Consider the following 19575-nt stretch of genomic DNA (forward strand, 5'->3'; position numbering starts at 1 on the left):
GGCGTGTCGGATGGGATGGGGAGGTGAACGCCGACCTCACGACCGATGTCTTCGAAGAACACCGGCCCCTGCTCACGGGGGTTGCCTACCGCATGCTGGGCCGGGTCGCCGACGCCGAGGACGTGGTCCAGGACGCCTGGCTGCGCTGGTCCGGCGCGGACCGCGCGGAGGTCCGCGAACCCCGCGCCTACCTGGTGCGCATCACCACCCGCCTGGCCATCGACCGGCTGCGCCAGGTGCAGGCGCGCGGCGAGGCGTATCCAGGGCCCTGGCTGCCCGAGCCGTACCTCACCGAGTTCGGCGACACCGCCCCCGACACCGCCGACCGCGTCGTGCTCGCCGACACGGTCTCCCTCGCCGTTCTCGTCGTCCTGGAGTCCCTGTCGCCTCTGGAGCGGGCCGTCTTCGTGCTCCGGGAGGCCTTCGGCTACCCGTACGCCGAGATCGCCACCCTCCTCGACCGCGGCGAGGCGGCGGTACGGCAACTCGCCGGGCGGGCTCGCCGGCACGTGGCCGAGCGGCGACCGCGCTACGAGGTCGACCCGGCCCAGCGGCGGGACCTGACCGAACGATTCCTCGCCGCCGCGGGCGACGGCGATCTGGAGGGGCTGATGTCCCTGCTCGCCCCGGACGTCCGCCTGGTCGGCGACAGCGGCGGCAAGGCCAAGGCACCGGTGCGGACGCTGCACCTCGCCGACAAGGTCGCCCGTTTCCTCGTCGGGGTCGCCCGCACCGCCGGGGCGCTGTCCTTCCGCTTCCTGGAAGTCAACGGCGGGCCCGCCGTGCTGGCGCTGTCCGGCGACAAGCCCGACAGTCTGTTCCAGGTGGACGTCGTCGCCGGCCGCGTCGCCACCGTGTACATCGTCCGCAACCCCGACAAGCTGCGGCACCTCGTCGACCGCTGAGCCGCGCGCCGTGAGCCCCCGTCGTACGACGGGGGCTTTGCCGCGATGTCACACGCACCGTCCCGTACGAACGCCTCGTGAACGCTCAGCGGCGCGCCGTCCGTGCGTCGCCCAAGGCGACGAGGATTGGTCTTGACCAAGGGTGTCGGCGGCCCTATGGTCGCAGATAAGTGCAACAACCTTTAATAAACAAGGGCGCTAAAAACCGCCGGACCACGGCTCTTGCGGAGGACAGGGTGGGGACCACGCAGCTGGAATCGGTGCCGGAACCGAAGTACTGGCATCTCAAGACCGTGCTCAGTGAGGCACTCGACTCCGAGTTCTCGGTCGGTGAGATCCTGCCCAACGAGCGCGAACTCGCCGCCCGCTTCGGCGTGGCCCGTGCCACGCTCCGCCAAGCCCTCGAACAGCTGGAGCTGGAGGGTCGGCTGCAGCGCCGACGCGGCGTCGGCACCACCGTCGCGCCCCCGCGCGTGGGCGTGGCCGTCGGCACCGAGCAGCACACCTGGCCGGGGGCCCCCTCAGACGACTGGCAGCCCGTCGACAGTGCCCTGGCGGTCCCGCCGACGGCCGTCGCCGCGGCGCTGGAGACCGGCTCGGACGAGCCCGTCCACACGGTCAGCCGCTCCCGCACGTCCCACGGCCAGCGTGTCGCCACCGAACTGCTCTACATCCCCGCGGCCTCGGTGCCCGACCTCACCGCCATCGACGCCCCGTCCGGCACCGCACGCGCGCGTGCGGTGCTGCGCGAGTTGCAGCACCTCGAGCTGGAGGGTCAGGACCGCGCCGTCGAGCTGGGCTCCGCGCGCGCGGACGACGCCAAGGAACTCGACCGGCTCCCCGGCTCGCCCGTCCTCGTCGTCACCACCCGCTTCTTCGCCCAGGGCCGTACCGCGGCCCTGTCCGTGGCGACGTACCGCGCGGACACCTGCCGGCTGACCTTCGGCGACTCGGCCGGCGTGGAGATAGACCACGACCCCGAGCGGCAGGCGTCCTGAGCCCCGCGCGAACCTCCGCCTGGCGGTAGGTGAGCGCCCTGGCGAACGTGCAGCGGGCGTCCTGACCGCGTCCGCCGCACGCGGCTCGGCGCTCGCGCAGCGGCTGATCGGCAGGGAGCGGGCGCCTTGAGCCTGCTTGCCGCACGCCGCGCGGTGTTCGCCCAGCCGTCGGCCGGCCTCCGGCGGACGCCCTGAACCCGCCCGCCGGAGCGCCCCGCATCGCACCGACCGCGCCCCGGAACTCCACCGGGGCGCGCGGCGTTTCACCGGTGACGGGCCGCTGGCGCGGGCGGCGAGCGCCGGGCGCGGGCCGCTGTCGCGGCCTCGCCCGACGCCCACCGGCCCGGCGCCACAGCACCGTGGAGCGGGGCGTCACAGGTGACTGGGCCGCGAGTCACACGTGACCAGCGCCGGTCGCATCGATGTCCGAAGAGGGGAGCCAGACGGGGAATCAGACGCGCCGGGGCCGGGAGCGACCCGCACCAAGAGTGGAGCCGGACGCACCGGGGACGGGAGCCGGACGCATCAGAGGTGGGAATCACCGATGACCTGAGCCGGCTGTCGGCGAGGTCCGGAGCCGGCCGGCACACCGATGTCCGTAGCCGCGTGTCATCGCTACCCGACCGGGTCAGCGCCGTGCCGTCACCGTGCCGTCGACCGCGAACAGCTGCTCCTCGACGTGGTCCAGGGCGAGCCGCAGCGCGCCCGTGGACACGGCCGCCTCGCCCAGCAGGGACAGCGTCACCTGGGGTGGCCGCAGGCAGTAGCGGGCCAGTTCCCGGCGCAGCGGTTCCAGGACGCCGTCGAGACCGGCCGCCCAGCCACCGATCACGACCAGTTCCGGATCGAGGGCAAGCACCAGCGCGGCCACGTCGTGCACGAGCCGCTGGATGAACCGCGCCACGGCCGCCCGCGCCCGCTGGTCGCCCCCGCGGGCCAGCGCGAACACCTCGGCGACCGCCTGCTCGTCCAGCGGATGCAGCGGCTGGTCAGTGGTGGACAGCAGCGTCTCCGGCGTCGCCTCCCGGCCCAGCAGATGCAGCGCCCCGATCTCCCCGGCCGCCCCGCCGTAACCGCGGTGCAGCCGCCCACCGATCAGCGCGCCCGCCCCGGGACTCAGCCCGGCCAGCACGAACACCACGTCGTCGGTCTCGGTCGCCGCCCCCTTCCAGTGCTCGGCTACGGCTGCCGCGTTGGCGTCGTTCTCCACCAGCACCGGACACTTGAAGGATCGGCTGAGCCGGTCACCGAGCTTGAGGCCCGTCCACTGTGGCAGGGCCGTGCTCAGCCGTACGGTGCCGTCGGCCTCGACGATGCCCGGCGTGCCCACGCCCACCGCCCGCAGTGAGCTGCGCGCGATCCCGGCCCGGCGCAGGAGCTCGGCGACCGCGCCGCGCAGCCGGTCGAGCCGCTCGTCCGCCGGGGCGGTCTCGTCCACCTCCTTGGCCTGCGCGCCCAGTACCCGCCCGTCCAGGTCGGACAGGAGCGCGGCGACCCGGTGCGGCCCGATCTCCAGGCCCAGCAGATGCCCCGCCTCCGCGCGGAACCGGAACCGGCGGGCGGGCCGCCCCTGACGGCGCGCGGTGCTGTCGTCGGCCGCCGTCTCCACGACCAGCCCGGCCTCGATGAGCCCTTCGACGACGCCCTCGACGGTCGGCCGGGACAGTCCGGTGACCCGGGTGACCTCGGTGAGCGTCGCGCACTCCGTGGCACGCAGCGCGTGCAGCACCACCGCGGAATTGATCCTTCGCAGCAGCGAGGGATCGCCACCGGTCAGCTGCCCCACCGTCCGTCCTTCCAGCTCGCCGGGCGTGTTGGCCGGATCGTACTCGGCCCGGCCCACCCCGGCGAGTGCCGGGCTTCGCCAGGCCCAGCGGACCACCCTGAACCCGGCGCGGCACGACGAGCCCGACGCGTGGGCCGGCCGCCGTGGAACACCGGCAGTGCGGCAGAGTCGGACGGGCGGGGCCGTGGAGCACCGGCAGTTCCGGGACGCACCGGCAGTGCGGCAGACCCAGGCGCGTGGGCCGCCGTGGAACACCGGCAGCGCGGCAGAGCCGAACGCGCGGGCGGCCATGGAGCACCGGCAGTGCGGCAGAGCCGAACGCGCGGGCGGCCATGGAGCACCGGCAGTGCGGCAGACCCGGACGCGTGGTCGGTCGTGGAGCGTCGGCAGTGCGGCAGACCCGGACGCGCGGGCTCCGTAGAGCACCGGCAGTGCCGTAGAGCACCGTCATCCCAAAGCCCCGAAGACCCGAACGCGCAGGCCGCCGTCGAACAGCGCCGCGACAGCCGGGTCGCCGAGCGCTCTTCGTCAGCGTGGCGCCACGAATCCCGACTCGTACGCCGCGATCACCGCCTGCGTGCGGTCGCGCGCGCCGAGCTTGGCCAGTACGCCGCTCACATGCGACTTCACCGTCTCGGTTCCCACCACCAGCCGCTCGGCGATCTCCGCGTTCGACAGCCCCCGCGCCATGAGCCGCAGCACCTCCGCCTCCCGTTCCGTCAGCCGGGCCCGCTCCAGCACTGCACGGGCCGGGCGGCCGCCGTCGCCGTACCGGGCGGCGAGTCGTCGCACGGAGGCGGGGAACAGCAACGACTCGCCCTCCGCCACCAGACGCACCGCGTGCACGATCTCGGCCGGCCGGGCCCGCTTCAGCAGGAAACCGTCGGCACCCGCGCGCAGCGCCTCGTACACGAACTCGTCGTCCTCGAAGGTGGTCACCACGAGGATCCTGGGCGGCGCGTCGACGGTGCGCAGCACCGCACGGGTGGCCTCGATCCCGTCCATCAGCGGCATGCGGACGTCCATCGCGACCACGTCCGGGCGCAGTTGGCGGACCAGCGGGATGACCGCCGCCCCGTCGGCCGCCTCGCCCACCACCGCGATGTCGGGCTGCGCCTCCAGCACGGCGCGCAGTCCCGCGCGGACCAGGGGTTCGTCGTCGACGAGGAGAACGGTGACCGGCATCCGGTCAGCGTAGATCAGCCGAGCGGCAGTTCCGCGCGCACCTGCCAGTCACCCTCGTCCGGCCCGGTACGGGCGCTGCCTCCGAGCAGAGCGGCGCGCTCCCGTATGCCGCGCAGCCCGCTGCCCCGCCCGGACCCGGGCGGGGCAGCCGGCAGTGGATTACGGACCTCCAGGGCGAGCGTGCCGCCGGCGACGGCCACCCGGACCCGCACGGGCACGGCACCCGCGTGCCGCAGCACATTGGTGAGCGCCTCCTGGAGGATGCGATATCCCTCGTGCGAGACCGGCCCGGGCACCGCCGCCACGGGGCCGGCCACCTCGGCGTCGACCTCGGCACCGGAGGCGCGGGCCGACTCCAGGAGCCGGTCGGCGTCGGCCAGCGTGGGCCGGGCGCTCACCGGCCGTTCCGACTCGCGCAGCACCCCGAGCACCCGTTCCAGGTCCGCCAGAGCGGCGCGTCCGGTCTCCTCGATGGCATCCAGCGCCCGGTCGGTGAACGCCGTATCGCCCGCCGCCCGCGCCGCACCCGCCTGCACCACCGCCACCGTCAGGGCGTGCCCGATGGAGTCGTGCAACTCCCGTGCGATTCGGGTGCGTTCGAGCAACTGGTCGGTGCGTTCCGCCAGGGCGGCCAGCCGCTCGGCGGCCGACGGCCCGAGAAGGCCGCGCGCGCAGGCCGTGACGAGCAGGCCGAGTCCGACGACGGACCCGTACAGGGCGAGCAGCGGCAGGGGGACCAGCAGGGCGTACGCCCGGTTCGGCGGCAGCCGGTCCAGCAGCGGAACACCGGAGGGCGCCTGTCCCCAGCCGCACCTCCCCAGCTCGTAGGCGACCATCAGCGGCCACACCGTGGCCATCGCGGTCAGCCAGCCGAGCGCCATCCGCAGCTCCAGCCACAGCATCGTGCGCAGCCGGTCCCGCCAACTCGCCGAAGGAGTCACGGAGATGCCCGGCTCCGCCGGGCCCGGCGTCAGCAGCAGCCGTGCCTGCACGCCCTCGCCCATCCGCACGGCGGGCACGAGACCGAACGGGACGATGAGGAGTGCCGGCACCCAAGGAGTCGACTTGTCGATGAAGAGCCACACGCTGACGATCAGCATGGGCACCCACAGATGCAGCAGGCGTGTGTACGTCGTCCCGCGCAGCAGCGGGCGCAGGAAGTGGTTCATGCGGCCATCGTCGCAGCCGGCACCGACAACGGGCCTCCCCCGCACGGGGGAGACGATCCCCACCGGCGGGGGAGGTGCCGACGCGCCCGCCCGGCCACGCTGGTGGTCATGACCAGCATCGACGTACGCGACCTCACCAAGGAGTACGGCGGACGGCGGGCCGTGGACCGCCTCACCTTCAGCGTCCGCCCCGGCCGTGTCACCGGCTTCCTCGGCCCCAACGGCGCCGGCAAGTCCACCACCATGCGGCTCGTCCTCGGCCTCGGCCGGCCGACCTCCGGCACCGCCGTGATCGGCGGCCGCGCCTACGCCGAACTCCGCGAACCCCTGCGCCGGGTGGGCGCCCTGCTGGACGCGGGGGCCGCACACGGCTCGCGCACCGCGCACGACCATCTGCGCGCCCTGGCGGCGAGCAACCGCATCCCCGCCCGCCGGATCGACACGGTCCTGGAGGAGACCGGACTCGCCGCGGTGGCACGGCGCCGGGTGAAGACCTACTCCCTCGGCATGCGCCAGCGACTCGGCATCGCCGCCGCCCTGCTCGGCGACCCCGAGGTGATCCTGCTCGACGAGCCCGCCAACGGCCTCGACCCCGAAGGCATCGTCTGGGTCCGGACCCTGCTGCGCCGACTCGCCGCGCAGGGCCGTACCGTCCTGGTCTCCAGCCACCTGATGAACGAGACCGCCGTCTTCGCCGACCACCTGGTCGTCCTCGGCCGCGGGCGCCTGCTCGCCGACACACCGGTCCAGGACTTCATCCACGCGCGTGTACGGCCCCACGTCAGGATCCGCACCACCGAACCCGGCGCCCTCGGCGACCTCCTGGCCCGGCACGGCCACGAAGCCTCCCGCGGGGAGGACGGGACGTGGACCGTGCGGCACGCGCGCGTGGAGGACCTCGGCCGTCTGATGGCCGAGGCGGGCATCCCCGCTCTGGAACTGGCCGCCGAGCAGGCCACCTTGGAGCAGGCCTACCTCGACCTGACCGCGGCCGAGGCCGAGTTCACCGCGCAGCACCAGGAGGCCTGACCATGCCTTTCGCACCCCTGCTCCACTCCGAGTGGATCAAGATCCGGACCCTGCGCTCGCTGCTCGGCGGTCTGGCGGCGATGCTGGTCGTCACCGCCGCGTTCGCCGCGCTCGCGCCGGCCGAGGCCGACGGGGGCGATTCCGACCCGCTGTTCTCGGTGTTCTTCGGTATCGGCTTCGGGCAGGTCGCCGCGATCGCCTTCGGAACGGCGGCCGTCGCGTCCGAGTTCAGGGCCGGTGCACTGGGGCTGACGCTGGCGGCGGTGCCCGACCGGCGGCGCTGGTTCGCCGCGAAGGCGGCGGCGATCGCCCTGTCCGTGCTGGCGGTCGGCCTGCTCACCGGCGTGCTGACGCTGCTGGTCGGCAGGACCCTCCTCGCGGACTCCCGGCCGACTTGGGAAGAGGGGCTGCGCGGTGCCGTCGGCTGCGGGCTGCATCTGACGCTGATGGCCCTGTTCGCCGCCGGACTCGCGGCCGTGCTGCGCAGTGGGGTGGTGACCCTCTCCCTCTTGATCCCGTTCCTGCTGATCGTGTCCTTCGTCGTGGGCGACCTGTCCGGTGGAGTGGCCGACTTCCTGCCCGACCGGGCCGGCCAAGTGGCCCTGCACAGCACCTGGGACGGCCCCCTCGGCCCGTGGAGCGGGCTCGCGGTCACCGCGCTGTGGACGGCGGCGGCCCTGCTCGCGGGCGCATGGACCCTCGACCGCAGGGACGCCTGACGGGCCGCCAATTGTCAGTGGGTCCCGCTTTACTGGATCGCATGGACATCGCGAACCACCTTGCTGTGATCGACCGGCTGTGCGCCCGGGACTTCCCGGCCGAGCGCGGCAGGACGGACGTCGGCACGGGCGGCCCGGGGTACCTGATAGCCGAGTTACAGAGCAGCGCCGACTTCTCGGACGACGACGGCACCGAGCGGGAGGAGGCCGAGGCGCAGTACGAGGCCGACCGGGACGCGCTGGCGGAGCGGCTCACCGAGCGCTGGGGGCCACCGCAGAACTTCAGCCTGTACAGCGTCCTGGAGCGGACGATCGTGGGCGAGGACGGGGCGGAGCCGTGGGCCGGGCTGAGCGGTCATGTGCCGGACGTCCACCTGTGGCGGGTGCCGGAGGCGGACCGCTGGATCGCCCTCGGGGTGTCCCGGTGGGGCGATGAACTGCCGTTCCAGCTGCTGGCGGTTATCACGGAAACGGACCCTCCCTGACCGGCCGGAGCGGGCACTCGACCGGCCGGGGCGTGCCTCGACCGGCCGGACCGGGACTGCGCCCGCCACCGTGAGCAGCCGGGCGCTCAGCCCCCGCAGCCAGGCGTTCAGGCTTCCGCCGCCGTGCGCAGGCGGGCGAACTCCTCCGCCATCGTCGCCGCCGTCCAGTGCGCGTTCAGGCCGCTGGGATTGGGCAGCACCCACACCCGGGTGTCCCCGATGGTCCGCTCCTGCGGCCCGACCCCGGCGGTGCGGTCACCGAACGCGGCCCGGTACGCGGTCACGCCGACCACGGCCAGCCACCTCGGCCCGAGCCGCGTCACCTTGGCGGTCAGCAGCCGCCCGCCCTCGACGTACTCCTCGGCGGTCAGCTCGTCCGCACGCGCGGTCGCCCGCGCCACCACGTTCGTGATGCCCAGCCCGTACGCGAGCAGTTCCCGCTGCTCGGCCGGCTTCAGCAGCCTCGGCGTGAACCCGGACAGGTGCAGCACCGGCCAGAACCGGTTGCCCGGGCGGGCGAAGTGGTGGCCCGTCGCCGCCGTCATCAGTCCCGGGTTGATGCCACAGAACAGCACATGGAGGCCGCCCGCGACCACGTCCGGGACGAGACGGTCGCGGGCGGCCTCCAGCTCCGCCTTCGTGAAGCGGGGACAGCGGGTCAGAGGATCGCCCCGGGGGTGTATCCGGCGGCCTCCGGATGCCGCTTGACGATCTCCTCGATCCGGCCGACGACCACACCGACCTGGTCCGCCGCCGCACCGGTGAAGGACAGCTTGTCGGCCATCAGCGCCGCCAGCTGCTCGCGGTCGAGCGGCAACCGCTCGTCGGCGGCGAGCTTGTCGAGCAGATCGTTGCGCTCGGCGCCCTGCTCGCGCATGGCGAGCGCGGTGGCCACGGCGTTCTCCTTGATCGCCTCGTGCGCGACCTCGCGGCCGACCCCGGCCCGCACCGCGCCCATCAGCACCTTGGTGGTGGCCAGGAACGGCAGGTACCGGTCCAGCTCACGGGCGACGACGGCCGGGAAGGCGCCGAACTCGTCGAGGACCGTCAGGAACGTCTCCAGCAGACCGTCCAGTGCGAAGAACGCGTCCGGCAGCGCGACCCGGCGCACCACCGAGCAGGACACGTCGCCCTCGTTCCACTGGTCGCCCGCCAGCTCACCGGTCATCGAGGCATAGCCGCGCAGGATGACCATGAGGCCGTTGACCCGCTCGCAGGAGCGGGTGTTCATCTTGTGCGGCATCGCCGAGGAGCCGACCTGACCCGGCTTGAAGCCCTCGGTGACCAGCTCGTGCCCGGCCATCAGCCGGATCGTCTTGGCCAGCGAGGACGGCGCCGCCGCCAGCTGCACCAGCGCGGTGACGACCTCGTAGTCCAGCGAGCGCGGGTAGACCTGGCCGACCGAGGTGAACGCCTGCGAGAAGCCCAGGTGCCGCGCGATCCGGTTCTCCAGCTCGGCGAGGTTCGCCGCGTCACCGCCGAGCAGGTCCAGCATGTCCTGCGCGGTGCCGACCGGGCCCTTGATGCCACGCAGCGGGTAGCGGTGCAGCAGCTCCTCGACTCGGCCGTACGCGACGAGCAGCTCGTCGGCGGCGGTCGCGAAGCGCTTGCCGAGGGTGGTGGCCTGGGCGGCGACATTGTGGGAGCGGCCGGCCATGACCAGCTCGGCGTACTCACCGGCCAGCTTGCCGAGGCGCGCCAGCACGGCCACCGTGCGGTCGCGCATCAGCTCCAGCGAGAGCCGGATCTGCAGCTGCTCGACGTTCTCGGTGAGGTCACGGGAGGTCATGCCCTTGTGCACGTGCTCGTGCCCGGCGAGGTCGTTGAACTCCTCGATCCGCGCCTTCACATCGTGCCGGGTGACCTTCTCGCGCTCGGCGATCGAGGCCAGGTCGACGGTGTCGAGGACACGCTCGTAGTCGGTGATCGCCTCGTCGGGCACCTCGATGCCGAGGTCCTTCTGGGCCCGCAGCACGGCGAGCCAGAGCTGCCGCTCCAGTTTCACCTTCTGCTCGGGGGACCAGAGCGTGGCTAGCTCGGCCGAGGCGTAGCGTCCGGCGAGGACGTTCGGGATGCGGGGCTTGGCGGGCGCAGAAGTCACGTGTCCAGAGTCTACTGGCGGTTCGTGCAGGCCAGCGCCACGGGGTTGTTCGGCGGAAGCTACGAGACCCCGGTCACCTCGTCCGGCTGGGGCAGGACATCCGCGTGGCAGGGCTGCGGTGCGCACCGGCTGGCCGGCGCCTTGCCGCACACCTCGGCGACCAGGTCCAGCTGCTCCGGCTGGTCCGCCGGGTACCTCTGCTTCATCGTCCGGCGGCGGCCGGCGCGGACCACTCCGGCGGGCGCGTGCTCCGGCCGGGGACCGGACTCGTGCCTCCGGCCCCGGGCACCGATCACGCGGGTGGCCGTGACCGAGAGGCTACGCCGGGCCCTCGTACGGCAGCAGCTCCGGCCGTTTCGCCGGGCGGCCGTCGCCGGAGGAGCGGCCGGTCAGGCGCCGGCCTATCCATGGCAGCAGGTGCTGCCGGGCGAAGCGCATGTCAGCCACCCGCCGGGTCATCCAGCCCGGTGGGAGCGTGGCCGCCATCGGCACATGCCAGTCGGTGTCCTCCGGTTCGTACCCGAGCGTCTGCCACACCGCCTCGGCGACCCGGCGATGCCCCTCCGTCGTCAGATGGAGCCGGTCCACGTCCCACAGCCGCGGATCGGCCAGCGAGAGCGCCCCGTACAGGTCGACGACCACGGCGCCGTGCTTGTCGGCCAGCTCGTCCACGCAGGCGAACAGCTCCTCCATGCGCGGTCGGAACCGCTCGAGCACCGGGCCCTGGCGGCCGGGGCTGTGCATCAGCACGAGCTGCCGGCAGGACGGGGCCAGCCGCTCCACGGCCTCGGTCAGCAGGGCCCGGACCCGGCCCATGTCGCACTTGGGCCGCAGGGTGTCGTTGAGCCCGCCGACCAGCGTGATGACGTCGGCGTTCATGGCCGCCGCCACCTCCACCTGCTCATCGACGATCTGTCCGATCAGCTTCCCGCGCACGGCGAGGTTGGCGTACCGGAACCCGGGCGTGCGGGTCGCCATGCGCGCGGCGAGCAGGTCGGCCCAGCCCCGGTAGGTGCCGTCGGGCAGCAGGTCCGACATGCCCTCGGTGAAGGAGTCGCCGACCGCGACCAGGCTGGTGTACATGGGGTGCGTGGGAGCTGTGGGATTCGTCTGCATGGCGACAGCGATGGTATCCCGGCTCCATACCCACCGGTCGGTCGCCCTCGGCTCCTCGCCAGAGGCCTCCGTGCCCGCCCGCGGAAGAGAGGTCTCACGCAGGCTGCCCGAACAGCTCCTGCAGCACGTCCTCCATGGTCACCAGCCCCGCCAGCCGGCCGTCGTCGCCGAGCACGGCCCCGAGATGCGTCCGGCTGCGCCGCATCGCGGTGAGCACGTCGTCCAGCGGGGTCCGCTCGCGCACCCGCGGGATGGGCCGCATGTCCTCCAGCCGGAACGGCACGTCCCGCGGAGAGGCGTCCAGCGCGTCCTTGACGTGCAGGTAGCCCACGATCCGCCGTGCCGCGTCGACCACCGGGAAGCGGGAGAAGCCCGACTCGGCCGACAGCCGCTCCAGCTGTTCCGGGGTGACGCCCACGCGCGCGTACACCACGCGCTCCAGCGGCACCACCACGTCCCGCACCGGCCGGCTGCCCAGCTCGAGGGCGTCGTGCAGTCGTTCCTGCGCCCGGTCGTCGATCAGGCCGGCCTCGCTGGCGTCCTTGACGATCTCGGCGAGTTCGGTGTCCGTGAACGTCGCGGCCACCGCGTCCCGCGCCTCCACGCGCAGCAGCTTCAGCAGCCCGTTCGCGATCGCGTTGACCGTGAAGATCACCGGACGCAGCGCCCGGGACAGCGCGACCAGGGGCGGGCCCAGCAGCAGCGCGCTGCGCACCGGTTCAGCGAGCGCGATGTTCTTGGGGACCATCTCGCCCAGCAGCATGTGCAGATAGGTCGCCAGGGTCAGCGCGATCACGAAGGACACGGCGTGGCCCGCGCTCACGGGCACGCCCACCGCGTGGAACACCGGCTCCAGCAGGTGCGCGATCGCCGGTTCGGCGACCACTCCGAGTACCAGGGTGCACAGCGTGATGCCGAGCTGGGCGGCGGCCAGCAGCGCCGACACGTGCTCCAGGCCCCACAGCACGCTCTTCGCCCGCCGGTCGCCCTCCTGGGCGAGCGGCTCGACCTGCGAGCGGCGCACGGAGATCAGCGAGAACTCGGCGCCCACGAAGAAGGCGTTGACGACGAGGGTCGCCAGGCCGATCAGCAGCTGTACGGCGGTCATCGCGCTCCCTCCGGCGTCTCGTCGGACCTGTCGTCGTCCAGCGGCGCGTGCAGCAGGACCCGGGCCGCCCGGCGGCCGGAGTCGTCCACCACCTCCAGCCGCCAGCCGGCGATCTCGACGGCGTCACCGTTCTCGGGTATCCGGCCCAGCTCGGCGGCGACCAGGCCGGCCAGGGTCTCGTACGGCCCCTCGGGCACGCGCAGGCCCACGCGCGCGAGCTGGTCGATGCGGGCGGCGCCGTCGGCCGAGTACAGGGCCCGGCCGACGGCGTCCGCCCCGGAGGGGGCGATGTCGGGCGTCTCGTGCGGATCGTGCTCGTCCCGCACCTCGCCGACGACCTCCTCGACGATGTCCTCCAGCGTCGCCACGCCGGCCGTGCCGCCGTACTCGTCGATGACGACGGCCATGGTGCGCCTGCCGGAGAGCCGGTCCAGCAGCCGGTCCACGGTCAGGGACTCCGGCACCAGCAGCGGCTCGCGCATCACCTGGGAGACGCGGCGGTGGCGACGCCGCTCGGCGGGCACGGCCAGTACGTCCTTGATGTGGGCGATGCCGACCACCGAGTCCAGGCTGCCCCGGTAGACCGGGAACCGGGACAGGCCGGTGGCCCGGGTCGCGTTGGCCACGTCCTCGCAGGTGGCCTGGGTGTCGAGGGCGATGACCTGGACGCGCGGGGTCATGACGTTCTCCGCCGTCAGGTCGGCCAGGTTCAGCGTCCGGACGAACAGCTCGGCGGTGTCCGCCTCCAGGGAGCCCGCCTTGGCGGAGTGCCGGGCCAGGGCGGCCAGCTCCTGCGGACCGCGCGCGGAGGCCAGTTCCTCGGCCGGCTCGATGCCGAGCCGGCGCACGAAACGGTTGGCCGTGTTGTTCAGGTGCGTGATGAAGGGCCGGAAGGCCGCGCTGAACCAGCGCTGCGCGCCGCCCACCCGCTTCGCCATGGCCAGGGGGGAGGAGATCGCCCAGTTCTTGGGCACCAGCTCGCCGACGACCATCAGGAACAGCGTCGACAGGCCCGTGCCCAGCACGAGCGCGACCGAACTCGCCGTGGTCGGGGACAGGCCCATCGCCTCGAACGGCCCGGCGAGCAGCTTGGCGACGGACGGTTCGGCGAGCATGCCGACCACCAGGTTGGTGACGGTGATGCCGAGCTGTGCGCCGGAGAGCTGGAAGGTCAGGTTCCGTACGGCCTTCAGGGCGCCCGCGGCGCCGCGCTCGCCGCGCTCGGCCGCCCGCTCCAGCGCGCCGCGCTCGACCGTGGTCAGCGAGAACTCCGCCGCCACGAAGGCGCCGCAGGCGAGCGACAGCAGGATCGCCACCAGAAGGAGCAGCACTTCGGTCATCGGGTCACCCCCGTCCCATGATCGGACAGGGCAGGGGAGGACGCGCGGTGTCGCGGCCCGGGAGGCTCGCCCATGGGCGGACGCTCACAACCTTTCATAGAGGGACGAGTGCTCCCTCTATGGTAAAGGATCAGCAAAGAGGGTGGTCGGTCTCAGTCGGTGAGCGGCTTCACCCAGCGCCGCCAGTGCTCCTCCGGCCCGTACCCGGCGGCCCGCCAGGCGTGCTGCCCGGTCTCGTTGCGGACCAGCACCATCGCGTCCGCCCGCCGCCCGCCGAGCCGTACGAAGCGTTCCTCGGCGGCGGCCAGCAGCGCCGAGCCGATACCCTGCCGCCGCCGCTCCGGACGCACCGCGAGCCGGTACAGATGGCACCGCCAGCCGTCGAAGCCGGCGATCACCGTGCCGACCAGCTCGCCCTCCGACTCGGCGAGGATGAGCGCCTCCGGGTCACGGGCGACCAGCCGCTCCACACCTGCCCGGTCGTCGCTGATGCTCGCGCCCTCGGCGGCCGTCTTCCAGAAGGCGAGGACGGAGTCGAGGTCGTCGGGGACGGCAGGGCGTATCCGCAGCTCGGTCATGCGGTCATCGAACCGCGACCGGCGTGCCGGCTCCGGGAAATTCCATCATGCGGACTCCTCCCGCAGCCGTTCCATCACCGGCGCGAACGCCTCCATGGACGGTTCCAGGACGGTCAGGTACGAGAAGCCGAACCGCTCGCGCTGCGCCCGCACCTTCGCGACCACGTCGTCGAGGGGGCCGGCCAGCACGATGGGCAGGGCCAGCGCCTGCTCCGCGGTCAGCTCGGACTGGTGCTCCAGCAGCGGCTTCACGACGGGTTCGGGATCCTCGGTGACGGCCACGAGCTGGAGCAGAAGATTCAGCTCGGCCGGTACCGCGCGGTCCGCCGCCAGCTCGCGGTAGCGGGCCACCCGCTCGTCCAGTTCCTCGGCGGTGAGGGGCTCCAGCGCGCCCGGAGCGCTCCCGGGACGGGCCCCGGTGAAGGCCGCGATGTCCGCGTGCTCGGCGGTCAGGCGCAGCATCCGGTCGCCGTTGGCCCCGATCAGCAGCGGCACCCGGGACTGGACGGGCCGGGGCTCGTGCCGGTGCTCGTCCGAACCCAGCAGCCGGTCCAGTTCCTCGACCGTGCGCCGGAGATGGTCCACCCGCTCGCGCGGCGAACCGTACGGCAGCCCGGCCGCCTCGTGCTCCGCCCGGACGTACCCGGTGCCGAGGCCGAGTTCGAGGCGCCCGCCGGTCAGCGCGTCCGTGGTCGCCACCTCGCGCGCCAGCAGCGCCGGATTCCAGAAGCCCGCATTGAGCACGAACGTGCCGAGCCGGGGCCGCTGGGTCGCCTCGGCCGCGGCGACCAGCGCCGGAAACGGCGCGACCAGGCCGAGGTGGTCGGGGACGAGGATCACGTCGTACCCCAGCTCCTCGGCCCTACGGCACTTGGCGCGCCACTCGTCGGCCGGCGCGGGAGTGAGCAGGTTGACCCCGAAGCGGAACGGACGCGGCATGAACTCTCCCCGTGAGTAAGTGACTTGACTCTGGCCCCGCGATTCCATCACGTCCGCGGCGCGCCCGGGAATGCGGCGCCGTCACTCGTGGGCGATCGCCGCCAGCACGTTCATCCGCGACGCCCGCAACGCCGGCAGCAGGGCCGCCACGACGCCCACCACCGCCGAGCCGATCACGACCGCGACGATCGTGCCCCAGGGGATCGCGAGCGCCGTCAGTCCGCGCAACTCCAGCACCTGCTGCATGCACACGCCCCACACGAGCCCCAGCGCCAGCCCCAGGACCGCGCCGAACACCGCGATCACCACCGACTCCAGCCGGATCATCCGGCGCAACTGCCGCCGCCCGAGCCCGATCGCACGCAGCAGCCCGATCTCCCGGGTGCGCTCCACCACCGACAGCGCGAGGGTGTTGACCACGCCGAGCACGGCGATGACGATCGCCAGCCCGAGCAGCGCGTACACCAGGTAGAGCAGCACGGCGATCTGGTCGTGGACGAGCTTCTTGTAGTCGGTCTGATTGCGCACCTGGACCTGCGGGAACGGCTTCAGCGCACGCTCCAGGCGGGGCCGCAGGTCCGCCGCCTTCGTCCCGGGGGCCGCGTTGACGTACAGCGCGGAGTCCTGCCCGTTCGGCACGTACTTCTCGAGCGTGCCGAGACCGAAGAAGATGCCGCCCTGGCTGCCGAAGCCCTCGGCCGAGCCCTGGTCGGTGAGCGCCCCGACCGTCAGCTCGGCCCGGCGTCCGCCCGGGAACTCGACCGGGACCACGCTGCCGGCCCGCACACCGTGGTCCGCGGCGAAGCCGGCGTCCATGGCGAGGTGCCCGTCCGCCAGCGCGGCCGCCGAACCGCCGCGCGCGTAGGTGATGTGCACGACGTCGTCGAGCCGGGGCCCGTATCCGGCGGCGTTCGTCCTGACCCGTTCGCCGTCCGGCAGCCGTACGGCGACGGGACTGAGCCGCTGCCTTACGACGAGCCCGACGCCGCGCGTCGCGCCCACCAGGTCCGTGACCTCCTTGGTGTACGGCGTGAAGTTGGCGTTCTGGACGATGAAGTCGGCGCCCAGCGTCCTGTCGATCTGCCGGTCGAACGACGCGGACAGGGAGGCGCTCGCCACCGACATCCCGGCGACGAGGGCGAGGCCGACCATCAGCGCGGCGGCCGTGGCTCCGGTACGGCGCGGATTGCGCAAGGCGTTGCGCTGACTCATCCGTCCGACCGGACCGAACAGCGCGGGGAAGGCCGCGCCCAGCACCCGGATCACCGGCCGCACCAGCAGCGGACCGGCGACGACGGTCGCGATGAGCGTCAGGACCACACCGAGCCCCAGCAGGGAAGCCGCCTGCGCGGTCTTCGTGGCCACCGCACACCCGGCCAGCGCGGCGGCACCGGCCGCCCCGACGACGGCCCCGGCGATCGCCCGCACCGTCAAGGGCTTGCCCACCCCGGCCGCTTCGGCGTCCGCGAGCGCCGCCATCGGGGAGACGGCCGCCGCGCGCCGCGCGGGCAGATAGGCGGCCACGAAGGTGACGCCGAGACCGACGACGTACGCCGCGACGGGCGTCCCCCAGCCGATCACCATCTCCGTCGCCTTCAGGTTCATCCCGAACGCGCTCATCAGCCGGATCAGCCCGAGGGCCAGCCCGATCCCGGCCGCGAGGCCCAGCGTGGAGCCGACCAGCCCCAGCAGCAGCGCTTCCGTGAGCACCGACCGCCGCACCTGTCGCCGGTCCGCGCCCAGCGCCCGCAGCAGGCCCAGCTCCCGGGTGCGCTGGGCGATGAGCATGGAGAAGGTGTTGACGATGAGGAACACGCCGACGAGCAGCGCCACACCGGCGAAGCCCAGCATCACGTACTTGATCACATCGAGGAAGGTGCCGAGGTTTGCCGCGGCCGACTTGGCGTGCTCGTTCGCGGTCTTCAGGTCGTAGGTGCCGGTGCCGATCGCCGCACCGATGCGCCGCTTGAGCTGCGCGTCGGTCACGCCCTTCGCCGCGTCCACCGAGATGCCGGTCGCCTTCGCGGCGGAGCCGAGCAGTTCCCGGCCGGCCACCGCCGGGTCCAGGTAGACCAGGGCGGAGCCCGGGTTCGTCGTGGTGAACGTGGCGATGCCGACGACCCGGACCTCGAACGTGCCCGGCTGCGCCTGCACGGTCAGCGTGTCACCGATCCGTACGTCCTTCCTGCCGGCGGTGTCGGCGTCCAGCAGCGCCTCACCCGCACCGTGCGGCGGGTGACCGGAGGTCAGCTTCACCGGGCTGCGGTGGCTGACGTGCCAGGAACTGGCGATGGTGGGGGCGCCGGTGGTCGGGCCGACGGACCTGTGGCGGCTGTCGACCACCACGACGTTCCGCACCGACACGTCCGCGTGGGCCGCCGCGACCCCGGCGACCTTCGCCACCCGGTCCCGGAGCGCCGCGGGCACGGTCTGCACCGCACCGGTCGACCGGGCCGACCGCAGGTCCTCCTTCGGCCCCACGGTCACATCGGCGGCGGTGGAGGCGAAGAGCCGGTCGAAGGTACGGGTGACGGTGTCGGAGAAGATCAGACTGCCCGAGACGAACGCCACGGACAGCAGCACGGCCAGCCCGGACAGAGCCAGCCGCCCCTTGTGCGCGAGGAAACTCCGCAGGGTCGCCCTGAGCACCGCTCAGTCCTCCTGGACGGTGACGTCGTCGCCGAGCCCGGCGCGGGCCACGGGGAAGCCGGGAGCCTGGGGGTTTCCCCCGGGGAAAACGCGCATGCGCTCCAGGACGGCCTCCGCCGTAGGCCGCTCCATCTCGTCGACGATCCGCCCGTCGGCCAGGAACAGCACCAGGTCGGAGTGGGCCGCGGCCCCCGGGTCGTGGGTGACCATGACGACGGTCTGACCGAGATCGTCGACGGCGCCGCGCAGAAAGCCCAGCACCTCGAGTCCCGCCCGCGAGTCCAGGTTGCCGGTCGGCTCGTCGGCGAAGATCAGCTCGGGCCGGGAGGCCAGCGCCCGCGCGCACGCCACCCGCTGCTGCTGACCGCCGGACAACTGCGCGGGCCGGTGCGTCAGGCGCTCACGCAGGCCGAGGGTGTCGATGACCTGGTCCAGCCACTTCTCATCGGGTTTCCGGCCCGCGATGTCCATCGGCAGCGTGATGTTCTCGGCGGCGGTCAGGGTCGGGATGAGGTTGAACGACTGGAACATGAACCCGATACGGTCCCGCCTGAGCCGGGTCAGTTCCCGTTCCCTCAGTCCCGTGATCTCGGTCTCGCCCAGCCACACCTGACCGGCCGACACGGTGTCGAGGCCCGCCAGGCAGTGCAGGAGCGTGGACTTCCCGGACCCCGAGGGGCCCATCACGGCCGTGAAGCGGCCGCGCGCGATGCTCACGTCCACCGAGTCCAGGGCGATGACGGCCGTCTCACCGGAGCCGTACGCCTTGGTCAGCGCGCGGGCGCGGGCCGCCGCACCGCCGTCCGGCGCGCGGCCCGGGGCGTGCTCCGCAGCAGATGTGGACAAGACCGCCTCCCGGTCGCCTCGACGTCCCGACTCGTTGGTCCGGGCTGAGCCTAGTGTGACCCGCCCCACAGCCGGAATCCCTCCACGGCCCGAGGACACGGCCCACGTGCGCGCGTTCACCGGGGCCCGCGGCACCGATGCCGGTGAAGGCCGCCACCGATCCCTTGGACGAACCGGGTATCGGCCTCGCCTGGCTGCTCATGCTCGCCGGACAGAGGACGCCCGGGGACCCGCAGGTCACCGACTGGGGCGCGCTGGTCTCGGCCGTCCCCTCTTCGCCTCGGCGGTCGCCTACGCCTACCTGATCGCCGACGGCGTCCAGGTCGCCACCACACCCGAGCAGGCCCGCGACCTCGCCCGGCTGGTCAAGGACGGCGCGGCGAGCGTCGACGGGATCGTGCGGGAGCTGCGCCGCTGGAGCAGCTGATCAGCGCGCGTCCGGCTCGTCGGGCCGCCAGGCGACACCCAGCGCGCAGTACGAGGTCGGCAGCGCCGGGCCCCGCTCCGGAAGCGACACCCGCCGGAGCGGGCCTAGCCGCAATGCCAGTGACTTAGCTGTCCTGCTCTCGTTGGTTGTGGTGTGGCGAGGGTGGGGCAGGTCAAGTCGCCTGCGGGTGAGCGG

The 19575-nt window shown here is 73.1% G+C and carries 17 protein-coding genes and 3 pseudogenes; 6 read left to right on the top strand and 14 right to left on the bottom strand.

All coding sequences use genetic code 11. From position 1 onward, the window contains the following. The first annotated feature begins 23 nt into the window (after positions 1-23). Positions 24-905, top strand: coding sequence for an RNA polymerase sigma factor SigJ (gene sigJ, locus AC07C1_RS30940; RefSeq protein ID WP_478944321.1), 882 nt, complete (start codon positions 24-26; stop codon positions 903-905). Between the two features lie 236 nt (positions 906-1141). Then, positions 1142-1903, top strand: a complete 762-nt coding sequence (locus AC07C1_RS30945; RefSeq protein WP_478944322.1) for a GntR family transcriptional regulator — start codon at positions 1142-1144, stop codon at positions 1901-1903. Positions 1904-2531: 628 nt separating this feature from the next. Here AC07C1_RS30945 and AC07C1_RS30950 read toward each other — a convergent pair. The 3 genes from AC07C1_RS30950 to AC07C1_RS30960 all read right to left on the bottom strand — a co-directional run bounded on the left by AC07C1_RS30950 (position 2532) and on the right by AC07C1_RS30960 (position 6043). Continuing rightward, positions 2532-3689, bottom strand: a complete 1158-nt coding sequence (locus AC07C1_RS30950) for an ROK family protein (protein ID WP_478944324.1) — start codon at positions 3687-3689, stop codon at positions 2532-2534. Between the two features lie 528 nt (positions 3690-4217). Then, positions 4218-4874 (bottom strand): response regulator, encoded by a 657-nt coding sequence (locus AC07C1_RS30955; RefSeq protein ID WP_478944326.1) that lies wholly within the window; start codon positions 4872-4874, stop codon positions 4218-4220. A 14-nt stretch (positions 4875-4888) separates the two neighbouring features. Continuing rightward, entirely contained in the window at positions 4889-6043 is a 1155-nt protein-coding gene (locus AC07C1_RS30960; RefSeq protein ID WP_478944328.1) for a sensor histidine kinase, read from the bottom strand. A 108-nt stretch (positions 6044-6151) separates the two neighbouring features. Here AC07C1_RS30960 and AC07C1_RS30965 point away from each other — a divergent pair, with 108 nt between their 5' ends. The 3 genes from AC07C1_RS30965 to AC07C1_RS30975 are packed head-to-tail and all read left to right on the top strand — an operon-like array spanning position 6152 to position 8276. Then, positions 6152-7072: an ATP-binding cassette domain-containing protein gene (locus tag AC07C1_RS30965; RefSeq protein ID WP_478944330.1), complete on the top strand. Its 921-nt coding sequence runs from the start codon at positions 6152-6154 to the stop codon at positions 7070-7072. 2 nt (positions 7073-7074) lie between these two features. Further along, on the top strand, positions 7075-7791 hold the full coding sequence (locus tag AC07C1_RS30970; protein WP_478944332.1) for an ABC transporter permease: 717 nt from the start codon (positions 7075-7077) through the stop codon (positions 7789-7791). A 41-nt stretch (positions 7792-7832) separates the two neighbouring features. Further along, entirely contained in the window at positions 7833-8276 is a 444-nt protein-coding gene (locus AC07C1_RS30975; protein ID WP_478944333.1) for a hypothetical protein, read from the top strand. 107 nt (positions 8277-8383) lie between these two features. On the opposite strand, the gene mug is transcribed toward AC07C1_RS30975, so the two are convergent. From mug to AC07C1_RS31025, 10 genes and pseudogenes are all read right to left on the bottom strand, one after another. Next, positions 8384-8872, bottom strand: a complete 489-nt coding sequence (gene mug, locus AC07C1_RS30980) for a G/U mismatch-specific DNA glycosylase (RefSeq protein ID WP_478944335.1) — start codon at positions 8870-8872, stop codon at positions 8384-8386. Between the two features lie 62 nt (positions 8873-8934). After that, complete coding sequence (gene purB / locus AC07C1_RS30985; protein ID WP_478944337.1) at positions 8935-10377, bottom strand: adenylosuccinate lyase; 1443 nt, start codon at positions 10375-10377, stop codon at positions 8935-8937. Between the two features lie 59 nt (positions 10378-10436). After that, positions 10437-10583, bottom strand: a complete 147-nt coding sequence (locus AC07C1_RS30990) for a DUF4326 domain-containing protein (RefSeq protein WP_478944339.1) — start codon at positions 10581-10583, stop codon at positions 10437-10439. Positions 10584-10695: 112 nt separating this feature from the next. Next, on the bottom strand, positions 10696-11493 hold the full coding sequence (locus tag AC07C1_RS30995; protein ID WP_478944341.1) for an SGNH/GDSL hydrolase family protein: 798 nt from the start codon (positions 11491-11493) through the stop codon (positions 10696-10698). A gap of 94 nt (positions 11494-11587) precedes the next feature. Beyond that, positions 11588-12601, bottom strand: a complete 1014-nt coding sequence (locus tag AC07C1_RS31000; protein ID WP_478944343.1) for a hemolysin family protein — start codon at positions 12599-12601, stop codon at positions 11588-11590. After that, positions 12598-13941 (bottom strand): hemolysin family protein, encoded by a 1344-nt coding sequence (locus AC07C1_RS31005; RefSeq protein ID WP_478944345.1) that lies wholly within the window; start codon positions 13939-13941, stop codon positions 12598-12600. Before AC07C1_RS31005 ends, AC07C1_RS31000 begins: the two co-directional genes overlap by 4 nt. Positions 13942-14093: 152 nt before the next feature. Beyond that, a pseudogene (locus AC07C1_RS31010) lies at positions 14094-14558 on the bottom strand (GNAT family N-acetyltransferase); the annotation flags it as partial. A gap of 6 nt (positions 14559-14564) precedes the next feature. Further along, positions 14565-15458 (bottom strand): LLM class F420-dependent oxidoreductase, encoded by an 894-nt coding sequence (locus tag AC07C1_RS31015; protein ID WP_478944347.1) that lies wholly within the window; start codon positions 15456-15458, stop codon positions 14565-14567. 81 nt (positions 15459-15539) lie between these two features. Then, positions 15540-18107, bottom strand: a complete 2568-nt coding sequence (locus AC07C1_RS31020; RefSeq protein ID WP_478944349.1) for an ABC transporter permease — start codon at positions 18105-18107, stop codon at positions 15540-15542. Between the two features lie 3 nt (positions 18108-18110). Next, a complete protein-coding gene (locus AC07C1_RS31025) occupies positions 18111-18953 on the bottom strand; it encodes an ABC transporter ATP-binding protein (RefSeq protein WP_478944350.1) in 843 nt (280 codons plus the stop codon). Between the two features lie 137 nt (positions 18954-19090). Here AC07C1_RS31025 and AC07C1_RS31030 point away from each other — a divergent pair. After that, positions 19091-19380 (top strand): annotated as a pseudogene (locus tag AC07C1_RS31030) (hypothetical protein). Here the strand turns inward: AC07C1_RS31030 and AC07C1_RS31035 are convergent. Continuing rightward, positions 19381-19575, bottom strand: a pseudogene (locus tag AC07C1_RS31035) (SAM-dependent methyltransferase); the annotation flags it as partial.

This window comes from Streptomyces sp. NPDC045022, assembly GCF_056432605.1.

What these genes read in the sequence shown, in the direction of transcription:
- AC07C1_RS30955 (WP_478944326.1), bottom strand. Translation starts at nt 4,874, where the DNA reads ATGCCGGTCACCGTTCTCCTCGTCGACGACGAACCCCTGGTCCGCGCG.
- AC07C1_RS30960 (WP_478944328.1), bottom strand. Translation starts at nt 6,043, where the DNA reads ATGAACCACTTCCTGCGCCCGCTGCTGCGCGGGACGACGTACACACGC.
- AC07C1_RS30965 (WP_478944330.1), top strand. Translation starts at nt 6,152, where the DNA reads ATGACCAGCATCGACGTACGCGACCTCACCAAGGAGTACGGCGGACGG.
- AC07C1_RS30970 (WP_478944332.1), top strand. Translation starts at nt 7,075, where the DNA reads ATGCCTTTCGCACCCCTGCTCCACTCCGAGTGGATCAAGATCCGGACC.
- AC07C1_RS30975 (WP_478944333.1), top strand. Translation starts at nt 7,833, where the DNA reads ATGGACATCGCGAACCACCTTGCTGTGATCGACCGGCTGTGCGCCCGG.
- AC07C1_RS30990 (WP_478944339.1), bottom strand. Translation starts at nt 10,583, where the DNA reads ATGAAGCAGAGGTACCCGGCGGACCAGCCGGAGCAGCTGGACCTGGTC.
- AC07C1_RS30995 (WP_478944341.1), bottom strand. Translation starts at nt 11,493, where the DNA reads ATGCAGACGAATCCCACAGCTCCCACGCACCCCATGTACACCAGCCTG.
- AC07C1_RS31000 (WP_478944343.1), bottom strand. Translation starts at nt 12,601, where the DNA reads ATGACCGCCGTACAGCTGCTGATCGGCCTGGCGACCCTCGTCGTCAAC.
- AC07C1_RS31005 (WP_478944345.1), bottom strand. Translation starts at nt 13,941, where the DNA reads ATGACCGAAGTGCTGCTCCTTCTGGTGGCGATCCTGCTGTCGCTCGCC.
- AC07C1_RS31015 (WP_478944347.1), bottom strand. Translation starts at nt 15,458, where the DNA reads ATGCCGCGTCCGTTCCGCTTCGGGGTCAACCTGCTCACTCCCGCGCCG.